Here is a 24,271-nt window from a genome sequence, read left to right as displayed (position 1 = left end):
CGGTAGTTCAGCGTGCCCTAAAATTAGCGGTTCCGCCTGAAAGTGCCCGCAGAGAAAGCCGCCCCATGTCGTCGCCCGTACGCAAACTGTTCGTCACCACCGCCCTGCCCTACGCCAATGGCAATTTCCACATTGGCCACATCATGGAATACATCCAGGCCGACATCTGGGTGCGGTTCCAGCGCATGCAGGGCAACGCGGTCAACTTCGTGGGTGCCGACGACACGCACGGCGCGCCCATCATGATCGCGGCCGAAAAGGCCGGCAAGACGCCCCAGCAGTTCGTGGCCGACATCGCCGCCGGCCGCAAGCAGTACCTGGACGGTTTCCACATCAGCTTCGACAACTGGCACAGCACCGACGGCCCGGAAAACCACGAGCTGGCGCGCCAGATCTACCGCGACCTGCGCGACCGCGCCGACGGCTCGCTGATCGAGACCCGCACCATCGAGCAGTTCTTCGACCCCGAGAAGAACATGTTCCTGCCTGACCGCTTCATCAAGGGCGAGTGCCCCAAGTGCCACGCCAAGGACCAGTACGGCGACAACTGCGAGGTCTGCGGCTCGGTCTACGCGCCCACCGACCTGATCAACCCTTTCTCGGCCCTGTCGGGCGTGAAGCCCGAGCTCAAGAGCTCGGAGCATTTCTTCTTCAAGCTCTCGGACCCGCGCTGCGTGGAGTTCCTCGAGGACTGGACTCAAAATCCCAAGAAAGAAGGGAATCCTGATTTGCAGCCCGAGGTGGCCAACAAGATCAAGGAGTGGTTCACCGTCCGCACCAACCCGGACGGCACGACCAGCGAGGGCCTGGGCGACTGGGACATCTCGCGCGACGCGCCCTACTTCGGCATCGAGATCCCCGACGCGCCGGGCAAGTACTTCTACGTCTGGCTCGACGCGCCTGTGGGCTATCTGGCCTCGCTCAAGAACCTGCTCGAAAAGCGCGGCGAGAGCTACGACGCCTACATGGCCGACCCGGCCCTGGAGCAGTACCACTTCATCGGCAAGGACATCGTCACCTTCCACACGCTGTTCTGGCCCGCGATGCTGCATTTCAGCGGCCGCAAGACGCCCGACAACGTGTTCGTGCACGGTTTCCTCACGGTGAACAACGGCGAGAAGATGAGCAAGAGCCGTGGTACAGGTCTGGACCCGCTCAAGTACCTGAGCCTCGGGATGAATGCAGAGTGGCTACGTTACTACTTAGCTACCAAGCTGAGCAATCGCAATGAGGACATCGACTTCAACCGCGATGACTTCATGGCGCGAGTTAATAGTGACTTGGTCGGCAAATATGTCAACATTGCTAGTCGATGTGCAACGCTACTGAAGAAGCACTTTGACGGAGTAATCGGAACCGTAGACCCTGATGAGCTCCAACTGCCCATTTCAAGGTCAGAACACCCTGCAGCTTTGCATGACGCGCCCGTTAGTGTGATTAGTCTTGCTAGCTACGTGGGAAGTTGCTACGGAACCCGCGAATATGGCAAAGCCATACGTTTGGTTATGTCATTTATCGACGAAGTCAACCGATACATAGACATCAAAAAACCATGGGATCTTGCCAAGAAGCCAGAGCAACGTGAGCAACTGCACACCGTGCTCTCCACAGCATTGAACGCATTTGCGGCCGCGAGTCGTTGTTTGGCTCCCGTCCTTCCCCAAACGGTGGCAGCAGTCTCAAAACTCTTCGGAGCATCGAACGACATTGGTCAACACCTCTTTCATCAGCGTCTCAACGCTGGCGATACCCTGGCTGACTATGAACACCTTATGCAGCGCGTAGATGTCAAACAGCTGGACGCTCTATTCGAGCCTCCGGTGGTAGCCGAACCCGAAAAGGAAGAAGTGGCAGCCCCCGGCGGCGAGGAACTGGCACCGACCATCACCATCGACGACTTCACCAAGATCGACCTGCGCATCGCGCTGATCGTGAACTGCGAGCCCGTCGAAGGCTCGACCAAGCTGCTGCGCCTGACGCTGGACGTGGGCGAAGGCCGCACGCGCAACGTGTTCAGCGGCATCGCCAGCGCCTACCAGCCGGCCGACCTGATCGGCAAGCAGACGGTGATGGTGGCCAACCTGGCCCCGCGCAAGATGAAGTTCGGCGTCTCCGAGGGCATGGTGCTCGCCGCCAGCCATGGCGACGAGAAGGCCAACCCCGGCATCTACGTGCTCAACCCCTGGCCCGGCGCCACGCCGGGCATGCGGGTGCGCTGACCTTCAGAACTGCAGCGCCTGCGGGCGCTGCGGCTGGCCTCCTTGCCGCAGGTACCACTCGGCCACGAGCATGTTGGGCACCCAGCACAGCCAGGCGATGAAAGGGTAGGACAGCGCTTCGTCGATGTCGGCTGCCATGCTGGCGCCCAGGTAGATGCGCAGCGTGATGGCGGCCGCCGTGAGCGCAAAGCTGCGCAGCATCCAGCGCCGGTGCTCGGCGAAGCGCCGCTGCAGCGCGCGTGCCAGGCCCATGCCGGTCGCCACGATCCACGCCAGGCCCAGCGCGAAGAAGCCGGCGGCGGCCACCGCGCCCGTCATGGCGTTCACGGCCAGCGGCAGCGACGACAGCCAGGCGACAGCGACCGACAGCACATAGGCGCGCCCTACCCAGCGGTGCAGGGCCGGAAACCGCGCACGCCAGGCCGGAACGAACTGCAGCGGCCCGAGCACCAGCGCCAGCGAGGCGCTGACCGCATGCACGACGAAGGGCCGAGGCGACAGTGCGAGGCTGGGCAGGTCCGACGGCAAGGGCATGCCGGGCAGCGCATAGCGCAGCGAAAAGAGGCCGATGGCCAGCGCTGAGAGCGCCAGCAGGCCCCAGGACCAGGCCAGGGCGGGGGAGGAAAAGAGGCGTGTTTTCATCGCAGATACCTTGAGAGAATGGGAATCCATCCACTCTAGAAAGCGCGACTCAGGCGGGAATTAGCCCTGGCTTACCGCTGAATGAGCAAGCAGGTGCACCCGCGCCACCAGGCCCACCGCACCATCGTCGCGCGCCAGCAGTTCCACCCGCAGCCCCTGGCGCAGCGCCGCGGCCCGGGTGATGGCCAGGCCCAGGCCGCTGCCGTCGGCGGCGGCACCGGGCACGCGAAAAAAGCGGTCGAACACCCGCTCCAGCAGCTCGGGAGCAATGCCGGGCCCGGTGTCGATGATGTCCACCACCGGGCCGCTGGCCAGCGGGTGCAGGCGCACCTCGACGCTGCCACCCTCGGGGGTGTAGCGCAGCGCGTTGTCCAGCAGGTTGTCGAACACGCTGCGCAGGTCGCTGGCCACGGCGTCGACATGCACGGCACAGGCACCGCTGAAACCCACCTCGATGCGCCGCTGGTCCGCCAGCGGCATGAGCTGGCCCACGCTCTCGCGCAGCAGGGCCGTGATGTCCAGCGGCTGCGCAGCCAGCCCCGTGGACGCCGGTGCCTCCTGGCGCGAGAGCCGCAGCAACTGGCCGATCAGGTGCCGGGCCCGGCGCATGCCGGCATCAAGCTGGGCAAACTGCTGCTGCGCCTCGCCCAGGGGCAGCAGGGGCTGCAGGTTCTCCATCTGCAGCGCCATGGCGGCCATGGGCGTGCGCAGCTCGTGCGCGGCGTCCTGCACGAAGCGGCGCTGGGCGGCAAAGGCCTCGTCCAGGCGCGCGAGCAGGGCGTTGAACGAGCCGACCAGCGGCACGATTTCCTCGGGCACGCGGCCCACGGGAATGGCGCCCAGGCTGCGGTCGTTGCGCTGCGCCACCTCGTCGGCCACCGTCCGCAGCGAGCGCGACGCACGCCCCACCACCCGCCACAGCGTGAACAGCAGTGCGGGCACCAGCAGGGCCAGGGGTACGATGGCGTACAGGGTGCGCACGGCCACCTCTTCCTGCAGGAACTGCTCGCTCTGCAGCACCTGCACGCGGTGCTGGTGCGGCCCGGCCGCGGGTGTGGTGTAGGCGCGCCACCCCGGCGCCCAGGCATCGCTGGTGTGCAGGCGCTGGTGGCCGGGCGCCGCCTGCAGGGGCACGCCGATGTCGGGGCCGGAGGTGGCGAGCAGGCGCCCGTCGGCGGACCAGACCTGCACGACGAAGGCCCCCCATTCCACGATGTTGGTGCGGCTGAGCATCGGCAGCGGCTCGACCACAGCCTCTGCCTGGCCTGCCCGCACCGGCCCGCCGGCCAGGTGCGAGCGCGCCAGTATCTCCATCTGGTACTGCATGAAGGTATGGATCAGCGCGCTGTAGCTGGCCCAGAAGGCCCCGCCTGCCACCACGGCGCCCGCCAGGATCCAGGGCGCCAGCCACAGCACGATCTGCCCGCGCAGCGACCGGGGGCGGTACCAGCGCGCGCCCCCCTCGGGCACAGCGCCCGTCATGGCGCCGCCACCCGCCAGCCCAGGCCGCGCACGTTGCGGATCGCATCGGGCCCGAGCTTGCGGCGCATGCCGTGGATCAGCACGTCCACGGCGTTGCTGCTGACCTCCTCGCCCCAGCCGTAGATGCGGTTTTCGAGCTGCTCGCGCGAGAGGATGGCGCCGGGCCGCTCCAGCAGCGCGTGCAGCAGCGCGAATTCGCGGGCCGTGAGGGCACCGCGCACGCCGCCCTGCAGCACCTCGCGCGTGGCCAGGTCCAGTTGCACCACCCCGTTGCCCACCACGGACTGGGCCGCACCACTGCGCCGGCGCACCACGGCGCGCATGCGCGCCAGCAACTCGGTCATCTCGAAGGGCTTGAGCAGGTAGTCGTCGGCCCCGATGTCCAGGCCGAGCACCCGGTCCTCGACGCCGTCGCGCGCCGTGAGCACCACCACCGGCGTGAGGTCGCCCCGCGCCCGCGCGCGGCGCAGCACCTCGGTGCCGTCCAGCCCCGGCAGGCCCAGGTCCAGCAACACGCAGCTGTAGTCGCCGTCGGCCAGGGCGCTGTGGGCCAAGTCGCCATTGCGCACCCAGTCCACCGACCAGCCCGCGCCCTTGAGGGCGTGCGTGAGGCCGCGCCCGATCATGTCGTCGTCTTCCACCAGCAATGCGCGCAACGGGGTCTCCTCGAAAGAACAGGGCTGGCCACAGCGTAGCGCGGGTTTCTTAGCCCGCCATGAGCAGTGCCTGCCCTGACCATCCATGGGGCTAACCGCAGGCTAAGAAAGCCTTCCTACAGTCCACCGGCCCGCCGCGGCAAAGCTACCACCGCGACGGCCCCCTGTCCACGCAGGCCTGACCTGCCCCGTATCCCCTTCTTCTTGTGGAAATTGAGACCATGACGCTTCGCCTCCCGCATTCCATCCTCCGCCCCCTGGCGGCACTGGCCGCCACACTGCCCCTGCTGGCGCCCGCCAGCAGCCAGGCCCAGGAGGCAGGCGCCGCCTCCTCCTGGGGCCTGGGCCTGGCCGTGGCCGCCGACCGCAAGCCCTACCGCGATTTCGACGACAAGCTGCAGCCGCTGCCCCTGCTGACTTATGAAAACCGCTGGATCCACATTGCCGGCCCGGGCGTGGACGTCAAGCTGCCCTCGCTGGGCCCGGTGGGCCTGCGGCTGCGCTCGCGCTTTGGTTTCGATGGCTACGAGGCCGAGGATTCGCCCTGGCTCGCCGGCATGCGCGAGCGCAAGGGCAGCCTCTGGCTGGGTGCGGCCGCGACCTGGGACACCGGGCCGGTACAGCTGTCGGCCGAGCTGCTGGCCGATGCCTCGGGCCACAGCAAGGGGCGCCAGTTCACGCTGAAGGCCGAGCGCCGCTTCCAGCTGGGCGCCTGGGACATCACGCCGCGCCTGGCGCTGCAGCAGCAGGACCGCAAATATGTGGACTATTACTATGGCGTCGAGGGTACCGAGGCCCTACTGGGCCGCCCGGCCTATGAAGGCAGCTCGGCCTTGAACCTGCAGGCCGGCGTGCGCGTGGGCTACACCCTGGCGCCGCGGCAGTGGGTGTTCGTGGACGTGGGCGCCACCCGGCTGGGCAGCGCCATCAAGGACAGCCCGCTGGTCAATCGGTCCAGCCAGCCGGCCGTGACGGCGGGCTACCTGTACCGGTTCTGACCCAAGGGGCTCAGTGCCCCACGTAGCGCCCAGGCCGGTGGCTGATCCACAGAAAGCCGCTCATCACCAGCACCGCCAGCACCGAGTACGCCACCCGGTCGACGGGCACGATGAACAGCGCCAGCAGCACCACCGCGCAGTCGATGCCCATCTGCACCTTGCCGGCGCGGATGCCATAGCGGTCCTGCATGTACAGCGAAAGCACCGTGGCCCCGCCCAGGCTGGAGCGGTGCCGCGCCAGGAACAGGCAGCCCGTGCCCAGCAGCAGGCCACCGAGCAGCGAGGCGAACAGGGGGTTGAGGTAGTCCACATGCATGACATGGGGGAACAGCTCGGTCAGCCCCGACAGCAGCGCCACCGAGACAAAGGTCTTGATGGTGAACTCGCGCCCCATGCGCGTCCAGGCGAACCAGTAGAACGGCAGGTTCACGAGGAAGAACAGCTTGCCGAACGAAACGCCAGTGACGTAGTGCAGCAAAAAGGCAATGCCCGCCGTGCCGCCCACCAGCAGGCCCGCCTGGTTGAACAGCATGAGCGCCATCGCCACGAACAAGGTGCCGGCGAAGATGGCCTGGGCGTCCTCATAGGTGCCATGGCGCAACGACGGGGGGGTGTCGGTTTCGGTGGTCGGGGCGGGGGTGTCAGGCATGGTCGGTTCGTCAGGATACAGCGGCAACCCACCGGGGGGCATGCATTTGCACAAGCAAGCACTGCGCCAGAAGGGTGGTGCAAGCACCGGCACAGGACATGCTTGCATTCTCGGCGCACCCCACACCCGTCTGGCCCAGCGACCCATGGTTGCGCTCACCGGCCTGGGGAATACACTGGAACCCACCGCCCCATGCAGCTGTCCTTCGCCTTCCACCCCCGGCTGATCGATGCTCATGGGAGACCGTGCGCCTGCTAGTCACGCCCACGCTCACCATCGCCCTGCTGGGCGCCATCGAATCGCTGCTGTGTGCCCGGGTGGCCGACCAGCTGGCCACCGACCCCCACCACCGCAAGCACGACCCCAACCAGGAACTCATGGCCCAGGGCCTGGCCAACCTGGTCGTGCCCTTCTTCGGCGGCATGCCGGCCACGGGCACCATTGCGCGCACGGTGACCAACATCCGATCGGGCGCCACCTCCCCCATCGCAGGCATCGTGCACGCGCTGACGCTGGCGGTGATCGTGCTGGCTGCAGCGCCGCTGGCACTGCACATTCCACTGGCGGTGCTGGCAGGCATCCTGCTGTTCGTGGCATGGAACATGGGCGAGTGGCACGAGTTCGTGCGCCTGCGCCACTTCAGCAACCACTACCGGCTGCTGATGCTGGGCACCTTCTTCCTCACCGTGGTGTTCGACCTCACGGTGGCGGTGGAGGTGGGCCTGTTCATGGCCTGCGCACTGTTCGTGCGGCGCATGAGCGGGCTGTTCAGGGCCGAGCTGCAGCCGCCTGCCGCGGCAACGCCAGGGCGGGCTACCCAGACCTGGCGCCTGCACGGCGCGCTGTTCTTCGGCGCGGCGGCCAAGATCGACCCCATCGTGCAAGCGGTGGAGACCGTCCCCGCCGGCGTGGACCTGGTGCTGGACGCAAGCGAGCTCGTGGCGCTGGACACCACCGGCCTCGATGCCCTCGGCCAGGTGCTCAAGGCGGTGGCACAGCGCGGCGGCCATCTGCAGATCGTGCATCTGCACGAGCAGCCGCGCTCGCTGATGGAGCGCTCTGGCTTTGCCGACCGGCTCGCCGCGCAAGGCAGTACCGGCATCAATGTATGAGTGGCTACTTGCCGCCCTTGAATTCCGGGGCATCCAGGTCGGGCCCGGTCTCGGTGCGCAGCACCTGGGCGCCCGGCCCCTGGACCACGGTGAACACCTGCGGCTCGTTGCGCGCGTTGGCAAAGCGCCACTGCACATGGGTTTCACCCTTGAGCGGGTAGGGCACCACCTTGGCCGCCTTGCCCAGCAAGCGGCGCACGGCATCCATCCCCATGCCGGGCTGGACCTTGGCGAAGTTCTCGGGCGTGAGCACCTGGCGCACGGCGATCAGCTTGCCGTCGGGCCCGATGGCGATCATGTAGTTGACCTGGCCGGCGGGCTGGCGGTTGTACTCGAAGGTGCGGGTGCCGTCGGCCTCGTTCCAGGTGTTCTCGGGCACGCCGAAGCGGTCGCGCACGTCCGCCTCGGTGGACACGCCGGGCTGCAGTTCGCTGATGCGCTGGGGGTCGCAGCCAGCGGCGGCGAGCAGCGCCAGGGTGGTGATGGCGGCTGCCACGGCACGAAAAAATGGGGGCATGGGGTCATCCCGGTAAAATCAAGGAAAAGAGGTTACCAGTCCATGTCCATTTTCCGCCGCCCCGATTACCAATCCGACACCACGCAGTTCATCAACCAGCTCAAGGCGAGCCGGCCCGAACTGGACGCCCAGCAGGTGGCAGGCCGCGCCCTGCTGTGGGACAAGCAGGTGGACCGCAAGATCTGGGGCGAGTACCGCGAAGGCCAGGTCGAGCAAAAGCCCTACGTCTACCAGACCAACGCCGACTGAGCGAATTTTCCGCATGAAAACGGCTTCCATCGCTTTTTCACAAAGCGTTTGAAGCTCTTTATTTCATAGCAAATTGATGAACAGCGCGAGCGAAGCCGATGCCGCGGTCCAGGACCAGGGCATGCCCGACGTGGTGGACCAGGTTGCCCTGGCGCGCCTGTACGGCGAGCCGCTGTTCGCCCTGCCCACCGACCTGTACATCCCGCCCGATGCGCTCGAAGTCTTCCTCGAAGCCTTCGAAGGGCCGCTGGATTTGCTGCTGTACCTGATCAGAAAGCAGAACTTCAACATCCTCGATATCCCCATGGTGGGGGTCACGAAGCAGTACCTGGCGTATGTGGACGAGATCCGCAGCCGCAACCTGGAGCTGGCCGCCGAGTACCTGCTGATGGCGGCGATGCTGATCGAGATCAAGTCGCGCATGCTGCTGCCGCCCAAGAAGCAGGCCGAGGGCGAAGATCCCGTGGACCCCCGGGCCGAGCTGGTGCGCCGCCTGCTCGAATACGAGCAGATGAAGATGGCCGGCATGCGCCTGTCGCAGCTGCCGCAGTACGGACGCGACTTCCTCAAGGCCCAGGTCTACATCGAGCAGAGCCTGCAACCGCGCTTTCCCGACGTGCACGTGGTGGAGCTCCAGGAGGCCTGGCGCGACATCATGAAGCGCGCCAAGCTGGTGCAGCACCACAAGATCACGCGCGAGGAACTCTCGGTGCGCGAGTACATGAGCATGGTGCTCAAGACGCTGCAGGGCCGCCGCTTCGTGGAGTTCGAGGAGCTGTTCGAGCCCGAGCGCGGCAGCACCGTGCTGGTGGTGACCTTCATCGCCCTCTTGGAACTGGCCAAAGAGACGCTGATCGAGATCACCCAGGCCGAGGCCTTCGCGCCGATCTACGTGCGACTGGCGTACACGCCCGCCTGAACACCGCCGCCTGATTTCTGGCCATGGCGGGCGGCCATGGTCCCACCACCTCTCCATCCCAGCAAGCCATGGCATCTCACGACTTCGACGTTCTCATCGTAGGCAGCGGCCTCGCCGGGCTTTCGGCCGCGCTGCACCTGGCGCCCACGCACCGCGTGGCGGTGATCACCAAGCGCCAGTTGCACGATGGTGCCAGCGCCTGGGCCCAGGGCGGCATTGCGGCCGTGCTGGCCGACGGGGACAGCTTTGGCGCGCATGTGGAAGACACCCTGGTGGCCGGGGCCGGCCTGTGCGACCTGGCCGCCACCCGCTTCGTGGTGGAGAACGCGCCCGATGCGATTGCCTGGCTGCAGCAACTGGGCGTGCCCTTTTCGCTGGAAGACGGCGCCTTGCACCTCACGCGCGAGGGCGGCCACAGTGCGCGGCGCATCGTGCATTCCACCGACGCCACCGGTGCGGCGGTGCAGCGCACGCTGATCGACGTGGTGCGCGCCACGCCGGGCATCACGCTGTTCGAGCAGCACACGCTGGTGGACCTGATCACGGCACGCAAGCTGGGTGCCAAGGGCTCCGACCGCTGTCTGGGCCTGTACGCGCTGGACGAAGCCACCGACGAGGTCCTCACCTTCCGCGCACCCCAGACCATCCTGGCCACGGGCGGCGCGGGCAAGGTCTACCTGTACACCACCAACCCCGACACGGCTACGGGCGACGGCATCGCGGCCGCCTGGCGCGCGGGCTGCCGCGTGGCCAACCTGGAGTTCATCCAGTTCCACCCGACCTGCCTGTACCACCCGCACGCCAAGTCGTTTCTGATCACGGAGGCCGTGCGCGGCGAGGGTGGCCTGCTCAAGCTGCCTGCATCGGCCGGCGGCACGCGCTTCATGCCGCAGCACGACGAGCGCGCCGAACTGGCGCCGCGCGACGTGGTGGCCCGCGCCATCGACTACGAGATGAAGAAGCGCGGCCTCGATTGCGTGCACCTCGATATCTCGCACCAGAGCCCGGAATTTTTGCAGGAGCATTTCCCCAACATCCTCGCGCGCTGTGCAGAACTGGGCATCGACATCACCAAGGAGCCCATCCCCGTGGTGCCGGCCGCCCACTACACCTGCGGCGGCGTGCTCACCGACCTGGCAGGCCGCACCGACCTGCCGGGCCTGTTCGCCATCGGCGAGACGGCCTGCACGGGCCTGCACGGCGCCAACCGCCTGGCCAGCAATTCGCTGGTCGAATGCATGGTGTTCGCACGCGCGGCCGCCCAGGCCATTGCCGCAGCGCCAGCCGTGGAGTTGCCCGAGCTGCCCCAGTGGGACGACAGCCGCGTGACCGATGCCGACGAGTGCGTGGTCATCTCGCACAACTGGGACGAGCTGCGCCGCTTCATGTGGGACTACGTGGGCATCGTGCGCACCAACAAGCGGCTCGAACGCGCGGCCCACCGCATTGCGCTGCTGCAGGGCGAGATCCACGAGTTCTACTCGCACTTCCACGTCACGCGCGACCTGCTGGAGCTGCGCAACCTGGTGCAGGTGGCCGAGCTCATCGTGCGCTCGGCGCAGATGCGCCGCGAGAGCCGGGGCCTGCATTTCAGCCGCGACTACCCCGAGCTGGCCGCCCCTGCGGCCCCCACCATCCTCGTGCCACCGGTGGCCTGACAAGGTATGACCTACAGCGTCAAGGAAATCTTCTACACCCTGCAGGGCGAAGGCGGGCAGGCGGGCATGCCCGCCGTGTTCTGCCGCTTTGCGGGCTGCAACCTCTGGAGTGGCCGCGAGGCCGACCGCGCCAGCGCCATCTGCCGCTTCTGCGACACCGACTTCGTGGGCACCGACGGCACCCTGGGCGGCAAGTTCACCACGGCCGATGCCCTGACGGAACGCATTGCGGCCCAGTGGCCGGCCCACGATGCCGATCACCGCCTGGTGGTGCTGACGGGGGGCGAGCCCCTGCTGCAGGTGGATGCGGCCCTGATCGAGGCCCTGCACGCACGGCAGTTCCGCATTGCCGTGGAGACCAATGGCACGGTGGCCGCGCCGCCGGGCATCGACTGGCTGTGCGTGAGCCCCAAGGCCGGCGCGCCCTGGGTGCAGCAGCAGGGCCAGGAGCTCAAGCTGGTCTGGCCCCAGGCCGGGATGGACCTTGCGGCCATCGGGCAGACGGGGCAGTTCGCCCACCGCTTCCTACAGCCCATGGATGGCCCCAACCAGGCCGCCCACATCGCCCTCTGTATTGCCACCTGCATGGAACAGCCCGCCTGGCGGCTGAGCCTGCAGACCCACAAGATCAGCGGCATCCGATAGCTATGCAGTTCACCATTTCCCAGCGCTTCTTCTTCGACGCGGCCCACACCCTGCGCCGCGAGATCGAGGCCGAAGGCAGCCGCCGCATCCACGGCCATACCTACCATGCCGAGGTCTCGCTCAGCGGCCCGCGCGACCCCGCTACCGGCATGGTGCTGGACCTCGGCCTGCTGCGCCGGGGGCTGGAGGTGGTGCGCGAGCAGCTCGACCACCACATGCTCGACGAGGTATCCGGGCTGGGCATTCCCACGCTCGAGAACCTGTGCCTCTTCATCGCGCAGGCCTTGCCTGCCGAACTGCGCCCGCGCGTGAGCCGCGTGCGCGTGTGGCGCGAGGCGCTGGGCGACAGCTGCGCGCTCGACTTCACGCTGCAGTGATGGCGTTCACCACCGCACCCAAGACGGCCAGGAAAGACCTGGTCGCTCGCAGCCTGGCCCACGTCTGGCACCCCTGCACGCAGATGAAGCGGCACGAGGCCCAGCCGCCCGTGGCCATCGCGCACGCGCAAGGCCCCTGGCTGTACGGCACCGACGGCCGGCGCTACCTCGATGGCATCAGCTCCTGGTGGGTCAACCTGTTCGGCCACAGCCACCCGCACATCAAGGCCGCCCTGGCCGACCAGATGGAGCGGCTCGACCATGTGATGCTGGCCGGCTTCACGCACGCGCCGGTGGTCGAGCTGTCGGAGCGCCTGGGTGTGCTCACGGGCCTGGGCCACGCGTTCTACGGCAGCGATGGCGCGGCCGCCACCGAGATCTCGCTCAAGATGAGCGCCCACTACTGGCGCAACACGGGCCGCCCGGGCAAGAGCCGCTTCGTGGGCCTGGCTGGTGGCTACCACGGCGAGACCGTGGGGGCATTGGCGGTGACCGACATCGCGCTGTTCCGCGAGGCCTACGCCCCGCTGGTGCGCCTGGCCGCCACCGTGCCCAGCCCCGATGCGCGCCAGGCCACGCCTGGAGAATCCCCCGAGGATGTGGCCCGGCGCAGCGCCGCCGCCCTTGACGCCTGGCTGGCCGAGCACCACGCCGACACTGCCGCGCTGATCGTGGAGCCCCTGGTGCAGTGCGCGGCCGGTATGGCCATGCACGACCCCGAATACCTGCGCCTGGCGCGCGCGCTGTGCGACCGCTACGAGGTGCACCTGGTGGTGGACGAGATCGCCACGGGCTTTGGCCGCACGGGCAGCATGTTCGCGCACCAGCAGGCGGGCATCCGGCCCGACTTCATCTGCCTGTCCAAGGGCCTTACGGGTGGCACCCTGCCGCTGTCGGCGGTGCTGACCACGGACACGGTGTACCAGGCGTTCTATGCGGACGAGGTGGCGCGCGGCTTTTTGCACTCGCACTCGTACACCGGCAACCCGCTGGCCTGCCGTGCGGCCCTGGCCACGCTGGAGCTGTTCGAGCAGTTGGATGCGCTCAAGGCCAACGCGGGGCTGGCGCAGCGCATCGACACCGCCTGCGCGCCCCTGGCCCAGCACCCGCGCTTGCGCCATGCGCGCCGCCTGGGCATGGTCTGGGCCTGGGACATCGACACCACCCTGCCCGATTTTTCGCGCCGCTACCACCAGCAGGCCATGGCGCGGGGGCTGGTGCTGCGCCCCATCGGCAACACGCTGTATGCCATGCCACCCTATGTGCTCGACGGCGAGGCGGTTGACTGCCTGGCCAGCGGCGCGCTCGACGCGCTGAACGCCACCCTGCAAGAGGAAATCTGTTGATGATTGGATGTTTTGTGACCGGTACCGACACCGGCGTGGGCAAGACGCTGGTGTCCGCCGGCCTGCTGCATGCGCTGGCGCCGCACCACCGCCGCGTGGTCGGCATGAAGCCGGTGGCGGCCGGCGTCGTGCCCTGGGGCGGCGACTGGGCCAGCGAAGACGCGATTGCGCTGCGCGCCGCATCGACCGTGGCGGTGCCGGCCGCGCTGGACAACCCGGTGCTGCTGCCCGACCCGCTCTCGCCCCACATCGCGGCGGCCCGCGCCGGTGTGCAGATCGACATCGCCGCCATCGTGCACTGCTACCAGGCACTGGCGGCCCAGGCCGACGCGGTGGTGGTGGAAGGTGCGGGCGGCTTTCACGTGCCGCTGTCGGACACCACGACCGGCGCCGACCTGGCCCTGGCCCTGGCCCTGCCCGTGGTGCTGGTGGTGGGCCTGCGCCTGGGCTGCCTGAACCATGCACTGCTGACGGCCGAGGCCATCCGCGCGCGCGGCCTCACGCTGGCCGGCTGGGTGGCCAACCAGGTAGACCCCGCGATGCAAGCCGTGGAGGAGAACAAGGCCTACCTGTGTGCGCGCCTGGGAGCTCCCCTGCTCGCCGACGTACCTTACCAGGCCTTGCCGGAAGCGCGCGGCCTGGTCTTCGAACTGCCTGCCCACTGGCTATGACGACCCCTTTCGCCCCCTCTTCCCCACCCTCCTGGCTCGACGAGATTCCGGCACGCCTGGCCGACATCGAGCGCGCCCATCTGCTGCGCCGCCGCCGCGTGGTGCAGCCCGCAGGCGGCGCCCACCTGCTGGTGGATGGGCAGCCCATGCTGGCCTTTTGCAGCAACAACTACCTGGGCCTGGCCAGCCACCCGGCGCTGGCCGCAGCTGCGCGCGAAGCCACGCACACCTTTGGCGTGGGCTCGGGCGGCTCGCCCCTGGTCAGCGGGCACAGCGCCGCCAACGCGGCGCTGGAGCATGAGCTGGCGGCCTTCGTGCAACTGCCCCGGGCCCTGTACTTCTACGCCGGCTACGCCACCAACACCGGCATCATCCCGGCGCTGGTGGGCGAAGGCGATGCGCTGTTCTCGGACGCGCTCAACCACGCCTGCCTGATCGACGGTGCGCGCCTGTCGCGCGCCACCATCCACCGCTACCCGCACGCCGACCTGGCCGCGTTGGAGGCGGCCCTGGCCGCCAGCACAGCGCGGCGCAAACTCGTGGTCAGCGATGCCGTGTTCAGCATGGACGGCGACCTCATCGATATCCCGGCCCTGCTGGCCCTGTGCGAACGCTTCGATGCCCTGCTGCTGCTGGACGACGCCCATGGCTTTGGCGTGCTGGGCCCCCAGGGGCGTGGCAGCCTCGCCGAGGCAGGCCTCACGGGTGCCACCGCATCGCGCCGGGTGCTCTACATGGCCACGCTGGGCAAGGCCGCCGGGGTGGCGGGTGCCTTCGTGGCGGGCGATGGCGCGCTCATCGAATGGCTGCTGCAAAAGACGCGCACCTACATCTTCGCCACCGCCGCCCCACCGCTGCTGGCCAGTGCACTGCGCAAGAGCCTGGAGCTGATCGCGGCTGCGGATGACCGGCGCCAGCAGCTTGACGCCCGGATCGCGCAACTGCGCGCCGGGCTTGCAGCCCTGCCTGACGCACTGGGCTGGCGCCTGCTGCCCTCGCACACCGCCGTGCAGGCGCTGGTGATCGGCAGCAACGAGGCCGCACTGGCGGTAATGGAGAGCCTGCGAGCAGAGGGCCTGTGGGTGCCCGCGATACGGCCGCCGACGGTGCCGGCCGGCACTGCCCGGCTGCGCATTGCGCTGTCGTCAGCGCACACCGCCGAGGACGTCGACCAGCTGCTGCAGGCATTGCACCGGCACGCGGCGCACGCACCCGCCGTGGCTTGAGTCCGTGCAGCCAGTGGCTGCACGGATCTTGCTGTCAAATTAGGTGCTCTCTTTGACCACGCGCCCATGCAGCGGTTGCAGCGGCCGTGCATTGGCGCTGTAGACCCGGCGGAACGACTTGATCTGCTGCGCGCTTAGCTTGACGGGCTCCTTGAGCACCATCCACTGCACGCCTTCGGAGCAGGGTGGCGTGGTCAGCGAACCTTCGAAGCTGTAGTAACCGTGCTTTTCCGGCAGCAGGGCGGCGGGATGCAGCGCCAGGCCATCGACCGTGACCTGCTCGCCTACGCGCGGCAGGTGCGCGAAGATGGGCTCCCAGGCCTGGTTCTTCTTGCCCGGCTGGATCAGCACGGCCACCACGCCCAGGCCGCCGTCCTCGGCCTTGTGCACGAAGTGGGCGACCATCGCTGCGCGCTTGCCGCCCACGGCCTCCTCGCTGGGGGTATGGAAGTGGAACTGCAGCAGCTCCAACGCCCGGCCGCCCACCACCAGCTTGCTGCCAGCGGGCATGTTGACCTGCACCGTGTGGCCGTTGTTGACCAGGGTGGGTGCCCCGGATGCGTACTGGAAGTCGAGCGCCGGCAAGGCTTCCTTGACCGTCTTGCGGATGTCGACAGGGCTCTGGGCCGTGCCGCGGGCGCAGGCTTCGAAGCCCGCATCCAGTGCGCCCCAATGGGTGGCACCGAGCTTGCCCTTGTAGTCCCAATGCGGAGCATGCCCCTCGGCGTGGGCCAGGGCGGCACACAGGGTCAGGCAACCCAGGGCCATGTGTCGAATCAATGTCTGGTATGTCATGGTTTTGATTGATAGCGAAAACGGATGGCACCACCCTGCCTGCATGGGGATGCGCATGCGGGCGCGTCCTTCAACGTGTGGAAACAGGCGGCGGGCGGAGAACGTCAGGAACGGCACCGGGTGGTGCACGTTGCCACAGCCCGGAGAACAACCAGGCCGGTGCGATTCTTGTTCAGCGGGTTCCTGCTGGCAAGCCCCCGGGGTGCCAGCGCCACAGACACCGCCGGCCCTGCCAATGTCACGCCAAGCCGATAAACTCAGCCTCCCTGCGCCGCGCACACCCGTGGCGTTTTCGATCACCGCGCCGGCCCACTGCAGGGCGCACCGATTTTTCATGGAACCGCCATGCCCCATCTCATCGTCGAATACTCCGGCAACCTGCCGCACTACCCCGAGGCCGAAGCGCTGACCGCGCTCAATGCCGCGCTGTGCGCCCACCCCCAGGTGCAGGACGAGCTGGACCTCAAGACCCGCTTCGTGGTGGCCGACAGTTTCGAGATCGGCACCGCCCCGGCGCAGCGCGCTTTCGTGCATGCGCAGCTGCGCGTGCTCTCGGGCCGCACGCCCGAGGCCAAGAAGGAGCTGTCGGACCTGATCGCCGGCGTGCTGCGCGAACTCACCCCCAAGCCGCAGGGAGTGCTGGTGCAGCTGAGCGTGGAGATCGTGGATATGGACCGCGGCTCGTACGCCAAGGAAAAGCTGTAAGAATCTGCCTGGCAGGCAGTCCCCAATGACAAAGCCGCCCCGGGCACTGCCCTGGGCGGCTTTGTCATTGCTGTAACGCAGGAAAGTCCGTGCTGCGCCCCCCTCGCATCCCCACCAGGTGGAAGGCGCACAGCACGGCCTCAAGGCCAGGGCACCCGCTGCAACAGGTGCCCTGGCCCGTCCGCCATCAGAACGTGTGGCGAACGCCGAACTCGTAGCCGGTCACGTCGTTGCCGGCGCCGATCGTCGGGCTGCCGAGCGACGAGGAGGACACGGCCAGACCGCGCGTTGCGGCGCCGTCGTTGCTGATGCGCGCCACGGTGGCGTACAGCTGCGTGCGCTTGGACAGGTTGTGGCCGTAGCCGATGGCGAACTTCTGCGAGTCGGCGTTGTTCACGTCCTTGCGCTTGAAGTTGACGTACGAGGCACGCAGCTCACCCACGCCCAGCGGCACCGTGGCGCCCAGGGTGAACATGTCCACACGGCGGCCGGCGCCGCGCTCGGTGGCGAACAAGGCCATGGGCTTGACCACGCCGAAGCTGTAGGACACGCCCACGTTGCTGGCCTTGTAGTCGACCGAGTTGGCAGTGGCGGCGCCGCCGCGTGTCTCGCCGAAGGCCACGGCCACGTTCAGGGGGCCGTTGGCGTAGCCAGCGCGCAGGGCCAGCGAGTTGCCCATGCGGTCGTTGACCTGGTTCGACAGCTGCTCGCCCAGGGCGTACTGCAGCTGGCCGTAGAAGCCGCCCAGTTCGGGCAGCAGGTAGTTCAGGCCGTTGCTGGTGCGCTTGGGGGCACTGCCTTCGGGCGTGCCGGCGGCCGAGGTGGCGCTGCCCACCATGTTGGCGCCGTTGTTGCCGCCCACGCCGGAATCGCCGAAAGGATCGAAGGTCTCGATGTTCAGGTAGGCGGGCGACTTGTCGCGGCCCAGGCGCACTTCACCGAAGCCGCCCGAAATGCTCACGGTGGAACGGCGGTCGAAGCGGAATCCGGCGGCGGTGCCGTTGTCGGCGGCCAGGCCACCCTCCAACCAGAAGCCGGCCTTCAGACCACCACCGAGGTCTTCCACGCCGCGAAAGCCCAGGCGGCTGCTGGACTGACCGCCGCTGGACAGGCCGGTGACGCTGTTGGTGTTGCTGGACATGTGGACCACCGAGGCGTCGACCACGCCAAAGAGGGTGACGCTGGACTGTGCATGGGCGCCGGCGGCAAGGGTCAGGGCCGCGAGGGCAAGGAGCTTGAGTTTCATGGAGTTCACTTCTTCGAAATGGGCAGATCACCGGGACATGGGCATACCGCAGGGCAGGCGTCTTACCGGTCGGCACCCCATGGTGGGGCGCTGGGCTCATTAGAAAAAAGCTGTGTGACAGTCCTGGGGTAAACCCTTGCATACCAGTGCGGGAAATAAGCATGCATAGCGATCCTCTCGCAGCCTGGTGTATACGCACAGGCAAGCGCCCGAGCGCGAAGGCGAGTGCACAGTGCACGCAAGCGCGTGCAGCCCTGCGGCTCAGGCCATCAATTGCGCGGCCAGCCAGCCGCGCAGGCTGTTGATGAAGGCCCAGCCATCGACATGCGGCAGGTCGTCGAGCCGCACCACGGCCTCTGCCACGCGGCCCTCGCGCAGGGCCACCGCACGCCCCACGCCAGGCAGCAGGCCGCAGGCCAGCGGCGGCGTGACCCAGCGGCCATCGAGCCGCAGGGCCAGGTTGCCGAAGGTGCCCTCGGTGATCTCGCCGGCACGGTTCCACAGCACCGTATCGAACACGCCGGGCGCGGTGGGCGCAAACGCCGCGTAGTGCGCGCGGCGCGTGGTCTTGTGGCGCACGAATTCGCTGTCGGCCTCGTCGAAGGCACGGCCGGCGAGCTGCAGGCGCACAGGCACCTGCGTGGGCTGCAGCGCGAAGGCCTCGGCGCGGGGTGCGCCCCGGCTGTCCAGCAGCAGGCGCACGCGCCATGCGCCACTGGCGTGCTGCGCGGCCAGCGCCTGCAGGCGGGCATGAACGCGATCGGCGTCCCACCCATAGCCGAAGTGCCCAGCGGCCACGGCCATGCGCGCCAAGTGCTCGCCCAGGTGGCGGAACTGCCCACCCTCGAGCGCGAGGGTTTCGAGCAGGTCGAACGCTGCGCTGGCGCGCTCCACGAAGGCGCGCTTGTGGCGCCATTCATGCCATTCGGCCTCGGCCTCGGCACCCGAGGTGATGCCGCTGCCGATGCCGCAGGTGGCCTGCACCGTGCCATCGCGCGCCTGCAGCACCACGGTGCGGATGGGCACGTTGAAGGTCGCGGCCACGCCGCCCTGGCCCGGTGGCCCGTGCGGGCGCACCACGCCCACGGCACCGCAGTACACGCCGCGCGGCGCGGGCTCCAGATCGCGGATCAGCTGCATGGCACGCACCTTGGGCGCGCCCGTGACCGAGCCGCAGGGGAACAGTGCGGCAAACACATCGGCCAGCGTGGTGCCCGACCGGGTGCGGGCCTGCACGTCGGACGTCATCTGCCACACAGTGGGCAGGGCCTGGGTGTGGAACAAGCACGGCACGCGCACGCTGTGCGACTGCGCGATGCGCGAGATATCGTTGCGCAGCAGGTCCACGACCATCACGTTCTCGGCCCGTTCCTTGGGCGCCGTGCGCAGGTACTCGGCCTGGGCGGCATCGGCGTCGGGCGTGGCGCCACGCGGGGCCGTGCCCTTCATCGGGCGAGCAAGGATGTCGCCGCCCGCCGCATCGGTGGTCCAGTCGAAGAACAGCTCGGGCGATACCGACAGCACCTGGGTATCGCCGGCATCGATGTGCGCGCAGTAGCCCTCGGGCTGGGTGCGGTGCAGTGCCTCGAACAGCGCCTGTGCGCTGCCTTGCGCACGGCCCTGCAGGGGTGCGGTGTAGTTGACCTGGTAGACCTCGCCATCGGCGATGGCCTGGTGGATGCGGGCCAGCGAGGCATCGAAGTCGGCACGCGGCAGGCCATCGGCCCATGTCACTTCGGCGCTTGCGTCGGGCTGTGGTCCATCCGGCCAAGGCAGGGCTTCATCGTGCACCGAAAACCAAGCCAACGGGCCCTGCGCCGTGTGGGTCCGCAGGGCGGTGTCAAAGGCCGCCGCAGCCTCGTAGCGTACATAGCCCACGCACCAAGCCCCACCCTGTGCGGCGGCGTACACCGCATCGAGCACGCCGCGCACCTCGTGCAGAGCATGCGCCGCCAGCACCTGCCGCGGCGGACCGAAAGCGTGGCGCAGGCGCAGTGTGCCGGGCTCCTGCGGCTGGGTGAAATCGATACGCGAATGGACAGTTGTGGTCACAGGAAGGAATCTCGCCACCCGGTTCTGCGGGCAGCCGTGTCTGCAGGTTCAGGCAGCGCCAAGGTGCGGCACCAGCCCTGCGGCGGGCTGCCCGCCCTTGAGCGCGGCCGTGAAGGCCAGCATGCGGTCGATGGGCTGGCGGGCGCGCGGGATCAGCGCCGGGTCCACATACACCGCATTGGCACCCGTTTCCAGCACGCGCGCCACGTCGGCCAGGCCGTTCATCGCCATCCAGGGGCAGTGCGCGCAGCTCTTGCAGGTGGCGCTGTTGCCGGCGGTGGGGGCTTCGTAAAAGGTCTTGCCGGGGTTGAGGGTGCGCAGCTTGTGCATCATGCCGTTGTCGGTGGCGACGATGAACTCGCGCGCATCCATCTCGCGCGCGGCCTTGAGGATGGCCGAGGTGGAGCCCACCGCATCGGCCAGCGCCACCACGTCCGCAGGGCTCTCCGGGTGCACCAGCACCTTGGCCCCAGGGTGCGCCTGCTTGAGCGCCTCCAGCTCGAAGGCCTTGAACTCGTCGTGCACGATGCAGGCGCCGTTCCAGAACAGCATGTCGGCGCCGGTCTCGCGCTGGATGTAGGCGCCCAGGTGGCGGTCGGGCGCCCACAGAATCTTGTGGCCCGCCGCCTTGAGGGCGCCGACAATCTCGAGCGCGCAGCTCGACGTGACCAGCCAGTCGGCCCGCGCCTTCACGGCCGCACTGGTGTTGGCATACACCACCACGGTGCGGTCCGGGTGGGCGTCGCAGAAGGCACTGAATTCGTCGACCGGACAGCCCAGGTCGAGCGAGCAGGTGGCATCGAGGTCGGGCATGAGCACGGTCTTCTCGGGCGAGAGGATCTTCGCCGTCTCGCCCATGAAGCGCACGCCCGAGACCACCAGGGTCTGCGCCGCATGGTCGCGGCCGAAGCGCGCCATCTCCAGCGAATCGCTGACCAGGCCGCCGGTTTCCTCGGCCAGGTCCTGCAGATCGGGGTGCACGTAGTAGTGCGAGACCATGACCGCATTCTTCTCCTTGAGCAGGCGGCGGATGCGGTCCTTGAGCGCTGCGCGCTCGGCCTGCGAGGGCTCGGGCGGCACGCGGGCCCAGGCGTGCTTAGTCGAGCAGACAGCGCCGCCGTCCTCCAGCACCGCAAGCGGCTGGTCGTACTCGACGTCGATGCGGTTCAGCGTGGCCGTGTTGCTCATGACAGTTCCTGCAGCCGCATCGAAAAATCGGTGGCCTTGACGTCCTTGGTCAGCGTGCCGATGGAGATGCGGTCCACACCGGTCTCGGCCAGTTCGCGCAGGCCGTCGAGCGTGACGCCGCCCGAGATTTCGAGGATGGCGCGGCCGGCATTGGTGCGCACGGCCTCGCGCAGCAGGGGCAGGGGCATGTTGTCGAGCAGCACCATGGTGGCGCCTGCGTCGAGCGCCTCGGTCAGTTGTGCGAGCGTCTCGACCTCGATCTCGATGAAGGCGGCCTGCGCAGCCACCTGCTGCGCGGCGCGCAGCACGGCGGTGACGCCACCGGCGGCGGCGATGTGGTTTTCCTTGATCAGCACGGCATCGTGCAGGCCGATGCGGTGGTTGGTGCCGCCGCCCACGCGCACGGCGTACTTCTGCGCCAGGCGCAGGCCCGGCAGGGTCTTGCGCGTGTCCACGATGCGCGCACGGGTGCCGGCGACCACGTCGGCATAGGTGGCCGTCTTGGTGGCCACGGCCGAGAGCAGCTGCAAAAAGTTGAGCGCTGTGCGCTCGGCGCTGAGCAGCGCGCGGGCGCTGCCCTCGATCTCCAGCACCACCTGGTCGGGCGCGCAGCGCTGGCCCTCGGCCACCTGCCAGGTGAGCTGCACCTCCGGGTCGAGGGCACGCAGGGCCGCTTCGACCCAGGGCGTGCCGCAGATCACGGCGGCCTCGCGCGCCAGGATGCGCGCACGGGCGCGCCGCGCAGGGTCGATCAGGCCGGCGGTCAGGTCACCGCTGCCCACGTCTTCTGCCAGGGCGCGGGACACGTCCGCGCGGGCCAGGGCGGCCACTTCGGCACTTTTTTCATCGTCGCTGGGATGGGTCATGGGGCGCGAGCATAGCGGCTTCTGGGACCGGGGTTTGGGACACCGCTGTCCCGACTGCATACACCCTACACTCGCGCAATTTTGCCCAGAGGAGCCCCATGACCGATCCAACGCCTTCTGCCACCCCCTACGGCACGCTGCCGCCGGCGTCTCCCCTACCGCAGCGCCGCCCCATGAGCCTGCCGCGCCTGGCGCAGATGCGGGATGCGGGCGAGAAGATGTGCATGCTTACCGCCTACGACGCCACCTTTGCGGCGGTGGCCGATGCTGCGGGCGTGGAGTGCATCCTCGTCGGCGATTCGCTGGGCATGGTCTGCCAGGGCCTGCCCAGCACCGTGGGCGTGACGCTGGAGGCCATGGCCTACCACACGGCCAGCGTGGCGCGCGGCCTGCACCGCGTGCAGGGCACGGCCTGGCTGGTGGCCGACCTGCCCTACGGCACGTATGCCGAAAGCCGCGAGCAGGCCTTGCGCAGCGCCTGCGTGCTGATGCAGGCGGGCGCGCACATGGTCAAGCTCGAAGGCGGCGGCTGGACCGCGCCCACGGTGGAGTTCCTGGTGCAGCGCGGCGTGCCGGTCTGCGCCCACCTCGGCCTGACTCCCCAGACGGTGCACGCCCTGGGCGGCTACCGCGTGCAGGGGCGCAGCGACGATGCCGCGCGCACCCTGCGCAAGCACGCGCACGAGTTGCAGGATGCGGGTGCCGCCATGCTGGTGCTGGAGATGGTGCCCGCCGTGCTGGCCGCCGACCTCACGGCCGAGTTGCTGCGCTGCCACACCATCGGCATCGGCGCAGGCAACGGCACGGCCGGCCAGGTGCTGGTGTTGCACGACATGCTGGGCATGAACCTGGGCAAGAACCCGAAGTTCGTCCACAACTTCATGCAGGACGCCGGCAGCGTGCGCGGCGCCATCGAGGCCTATGTACTGGCCGTCAAAGAGGGACGTTTTCCCGACAACGCCCTGCATGCCTGGTAGCCGGGCGTACACGCTTTTCCCCTCTCTCTTTTCTTTCTTCTTTTTTGCTTGCTGATTCGCCATGCTGATCGCCCACACCATCGACGACCTGCGCCAGGCCCTGGCCCCCTACCGCCGCCCGGCCTTCGTGCCCACCATGGGCAACCTGCACGACGGCCACATCGCACTGGTCGAACAGGCGCTGCCCCTGGGCGACGTCACAGTGGCCAGCATCTTCGTGAACCGACTGCAGTTCTTGCCGCACGAAGACTTCGACAGCTACCCGCGCACCTGGGAGGCCGACTGCAACCGCCTGCAGGCCGCAGGCTGCAAGGTGCTCTTCGCCCCGCGCGAGGCCGACCTGTATCCCGAGCCCCAGACCTTCAAGGTGCACCCCGACCCGGCCCTGGCCGACCTGCTGGAAGGCCACTTCCGCCCCGGTTTCTTCACCGGAGTGGCGACGGTGGTGATGAAGCTTTTTGCCTGCGTGCTCGGCCAGAGCGGCGGCACGGCGGTGTTCGGCAAGAAGGACTACCAGCAACTCCTGGTGATCCGCCAGATGGTGCGCCAGTTCGCACTGCCCATCACCGTGGTCGCCGGCGAGACCTGCCGCGCGCCCGACGGCCTGGCCCTGAGTTCGCGCAATGGTTACCTCAGCCTGCAGGAGCGGCAGGAGGCGGTGGCCTTGTCGCAGGCCTTGCGCCAGCTGGCTGTGCGCTGGGGGCAGCAGCCAGGGGTGGAATTGGAGAAGCAGGCGATGGATGGATTGCGGGCGCGGGGGTGGCAGCCGGACTATCTGACGGTAAGGCGGCGGGTGGATCTGCAGCCGGCCAGGGCCGAGGATGCTGTGGGGACGTTGGTGGTGTTGGGGGCGGCGCGGTTGGGGGCTACGCGGTTGATTGATAACTGGGAGTTTTGAGTTCGCGCCCCTGGCTTCATCCCTCGCCTCCTTGTCCTGACTTTTAAGCCGCATGCTTGCGCTGAGGGCGGAGGCCGGGATGTGCGCCCGGCGGCGCAGTAACTTTCTCTTGGGCCGCCAAGAGGGTGTAGAAGAAATAAATTATAATAGCGCCGCATTGACCAAGCAGGAGCAGCGC

The 24,271-nt window shown here is 68.3% G+C and carries 23 protein-coding genes and 1 pseudogene; 14 read left to right on the top strand and 10 right to left on the bottom strand.

Annotation, left to right across the window (positions count from 1 at the left end):
- Nucleotides 1–65: 65 nt before the first annotated feature.
- The gene (gene metG, locus ASE28_RS20605) at nt 66–2,219 is read left to right on the top strand and encodes a methionine--tRNA ligase (protein ID WP_057268300.1); all 2,154 of its coding nucleotides are present in this window, start codon (nt 66–68) and stop codon (nt 2,217–2,219) included.
- A gap of 3 nt (nt 2,220–2,222) precedes the next feature.
- Here metG and ASE28_RS20600 read toward each other — a convergent pair whose 3' ends face one another.
- From ASE28_RS20600 to ASE28_RS20590, 3 genes are read right to left on the bottom strand one after another with little or no spacing between them, the layout of a single operon-like run.
- The gene (locus ASE28_RS20600; RefSeq protein ID WP_162262273.1) at nt 2,223–2,861 is read right to left on the bottom strand and encodes a DUF2306 domain-containing protein; all 639 of its coding nucleotides are present in this window, start codon (nt 2,859–2,861) and stop codon (nt 2,223–2,225) included.
- A 60-nt stretch (nt 2,862–2,921) separates the two neighbouring features.
- Nucleotides 2,922–4,343: a HAMP domain-containing sensor histidine kinase gene (locus tag ASE28_RS20595; protein WP_057268299.1), complete on the bottom strand. Its 1,422-nt coding sequence runs from the start codon at nt 4,341–4,343 to the stop codon at nt 2,922–2,924.
- Nucleotides 4,340–4,999 carry a response regulator transcription factor gene (locus ASE28_RS20590; RefSeq protein ID WP_057268298.1) on the bottom strand — a complete coding sequence of 220 codons (660 nt, stop codon included), beginning with the start codon at nt 4,997–4,999 and terminating at the stop codon, nt 4,340–4,342. The genes ASE28_RS20595 and ASE28_RS20590 overlap by 4 nt, the downstream gene beginning before the upstream one ends.
- 221 nt (nt 5,000–5,220) lie before the next feature.
- Between ASE28_RS20590 and ASE28_RS20585 the strand changes: the two genes are divergently transcribed.
- Nucleotides 5,221–5,997: a MipA/OmpV family protein gene (locus tag ASE28_RS20585; protein ID WP_057268297.1), complete on the top strand. Its 777-nt coding sequence runs from the start codon at nt 5,221–5,223 to the stop codon at nt 5,995–5,997.
- 10 nt (nt 5,998–6,007) lie between these two features.
- Here ASE28_RS20585 and ASE28_RS20580 read toward each other — a convergent pair whose 3' ends face one another.
- Nucleotides 6,008–6,646 carry a YitT family protein gene (locus ASE28_RS20580; RefSeq protein WP_057202508.1) on the bottom strand — a complete coding sequence of 213 codons (639 nt, stop codon included), beginning with the start codon at nt 6,644–6,646 and terminating at the stop codon, nt 6,008–6,010.
- Nucleotides 6,647–6,879: 233 nt separating this feature from the next.
- Between ASE28_RS20580 and ASE28_RS20575 the strand changes: the two are divergent.
- A pseudogene (locus ASE28_RS20575) lies at nt 6,880–7,758 on the top strand (SulP family inorganic anion transporter); the annotation flags it as partial.
- A 4-nt stretch (nt 7,759–7,762) separates the two neighbouring features.
- Here the strand turns inward: ASE28_RS20575 and ASE28_RS20570 are convergent.
- Nucleotides 7,763–8,275 carry a hypothetical protein gene (locus tag ASE28_RS20570; protein ID WP_057268296.1) on the bottom strand — a complete coding sequence of 171 codons (513 nt, stop codon included), beginning with the start codon at nt 8,273–8,275 and terminating at the stop codon, nt 7,763–7,765.
- Nucleotides 8,276–8,317: 42 nt separating this feature from the next.
- Between ASE28_RS20570 and ASE28_RS20565 the strand changes: the two genes are divergently transcribed.
- The 8 genes from ASE28_RS20565 to bioF all read left to right on the top strand — a co-directional run bounded on the left by ASE28_RS20565 (nt 8,318) and on the right by bioF (nt 15,366).
- On the top strand, nt 8,318–8,524 hold the full coding sequence (locus ASE28_RS20565; protein WP_007861239.1) for a DUF3460 family protein: 207 nt from the start codon (nt 8,318–8,320) through the stop codon (nt 8,522–8,524).
- Nucleotides 8,525–8,600: 76 nt separating this feature from the next.
- Nucleotides 8,601–9,443 carry a ScpA family protein gene (locus tag ASE28_RS20560; RefSeq protein ID WP_057201891.1) on the top strand — a complete coding sequence of 281 codons (843 nt, stop codon included), beginning with the start codon at nt 8,601–8,603 and terminating at the stop codon, nt 9,441–9,443.
- Between the two features lie 68 nt (nt 9,444–9,511).
- Entirely contained in the window at nt 9,512–11,101 is a 1,590-nt protein-coding gene (gene nadB, locus ASE28_RS20555) for an L-aspartate oxidase (protein WP_057268295.1), read from the top strand.
- A 6-nt stretch (nt 11,102–11,107) separates the two neighbouring features.
- The gene (gene queE / locus ASE28_RS20550) at nt 11,108–11,746 is read left to right on the top strand and encodes a 7-carboxy-7-deazaguanine synthase (protein ID WP_057268294.1); all 639 of its coding nucleotides are present in this window, start codon (nt 11,108–11,110) and stop codon (nt 11,744–11,746) included.
- Nucleotides 11,747–11,748: 2 nt separating this feature from the next.
- Nucleotides 11,749–12,123, top strand: coding sequence for a 6-carboxytetrahydropterin synthase (locus tag ASE28_RS20545; protein WP_057268293.1), 375 nt, complete (start codon nt 11,749–11,751; stop codon nt 12,121–12,123).
- A complete protein-coding gene (bioA, locus tag ASE28_RS20540) occupies nt 12,123–13,469 on the top strand; it encodes an adenosylmethionine--8-amino-7-oxononanoate transaminase (protein WP_057268292.1) in 1,347 nt (448 codons plus the stop codon). Before ASE28_RS20545 ends, bioA begins: the two co-directional genes overlap by 1 nt.
- Nucleotides 13,469–14,140 (top strand): dethiobiotin synthase, encoded by a 672-nt coding sequence (bioD, locus tag ASE28_RS20535; RefSeq protein WP_057268291.1) that lies wholly within the window; start codon nt 13,469–13,471, stop codon nt 14,138–14,140. The genes bioA and bioD overlap by 1 nt, the downstream gene beginning before the upstream one ends.
- Complete coding sequence (gene bioF / locus ASE28_RS20530) at nt 14,137–15,366, top strand: 8-amino-7-oxononanoate synthase (RefSeq protein WP_057268290.1); 1,230 nt, start codon at nt 14,137–14,139, stop codon at nt 15,364–15,366. The genes bioD and bioF overlap by 4 nt, the downstream gene beginning before the upstream one ends.
- Before the next feature lie 39 nt (nt 15,367–15,405).
- Here the strand turns inward: bioF and ASE28_RS20525 are convergent, their stop codons facing one another.
- A complete protein-coding gene (locus tag ASE28_RS20525) occupies nt 15,406–16,161 on the bottom strand; it encodes a carbonic anhydrase (protein ID WP_057268289.1) in 756 nt (251 codons plus the stop codon).
- A gap of 345 nt (nt 16,162–16,506) precedes the next feature.
- On the opposite strand from ASE28_RS20525, the gene ASE28_RS20520 reads away from it, so the two are divergent.
- Nucleotides 16,507–16,866: a 5-carboxymethyl-2-hydroxymuconate Delta-isomerase gene (locus ASE28_RS20520; protein ID WP_057268288.1), complete on the top strand. Its 360-nt coding sequence runs from the start codon at nt 16,507–16,509 to the stop codon at nt 16,864–16,866.
- 187 nt (nt 16,867–17,053) lie between these two features.
- Here the strand turns inward: ASE28_RS20520 and ASE28_RS20515 are convergent, their stop codons facing one another.
- The 4 genes from ASE28_RS20515 to nadC all read right to left on the bottom strand — a co-directional run bounded on the left by ASE28_RS20515 (nt 17,054) and on the right by nadC (nt 22,218).
- Entirely contained in the window at nt 17,054–18,112 is a 1,059-nt protein-coding gene (locus ASE28_RS20515) for a porin (protein WP_057202504.1), read from the bottom strand.
- Nucleotides 18,113–18,373: 261 nt separating this feature from the next.
- Entirely contained in the window at nt 18,374–20,164 is a 1,791-nt protein-coding gene (locus ASE28_RS20510; protein ID WP_057268287.1) for a chorismate-binding protein, read from the bottom strand.
- 48 nt (nt 20,165–20,212) lie between these two features.
- A complete protein-coding gene (nadA, locus tag ASE28_RS20505; RefSeq protein ID WP_057268286.1) occupies nt 20,213–21,352 on the bottom strand; it encodes a quinolinate synthase NadA in 1,140 nt (379 codons plus the stop codon).
- Nucleotides 21,349–22,218 (bottom strand): carboxylating nicotinate-nucleotide diphosphorylase, encoded by an 870-nt coding sequence (gene nadC, locus ASE28_RS20500; RefSeq protein ID WP_057268285.1) that lies wholly within the window; start codon nt 22,216–22,218, stop codon nt 21,349–21,351. Before nadC ends, nadA begins: the two co-directional genes overlap by 4 nt.
- A 98-nt stretch (nt 22,219–22,316) precedes the next feature.
- Here nadC and panB point away from each other — a divergent pair, with 98 nt between their 5' ends.
- Nucleotides 22,317–23,195, top strand: coding sequence for a 3-methyl-2-oxobutanoate hydroxymethyltransferase (gene panB, locus ASE28_RS20495; RefSeq protein WP_057268284.1), 879 nt, complete (start codon nt 22,317–22,319; stop codon nt 23,193–23,195).
- 61 nt (nt 23,196–23,256) lie between these two features.
- Nucleotides 23,257–24,093 (top strand): pantoate--beta-alanine ligase, encoded by an 837-nt coding sequence (panC, locus tag ASE28_RS20490; RefSeq protein WP_057268283.1) that lies wholly within the window; start codon nt 23,257–23,259, stop codon nt 24,091–24,093.
- Nucleotides 24,094–24,271: the final 178 nt, after the last annotated feature.

The sequence above is a fragment of the Acidovorax sp. Root219 genome (genome assembly GCF_001428665.1).
GTDB lineage: Bacteria > Pseudomonadota > Gammaproteobacteria > Burkholderiales > Burkholderiaceae_C > Acidovorax.
Note: the sequence above shows the minus strand (reverse complement) of the source record. Positions and strands in the feature narration are given on the sequence as shown.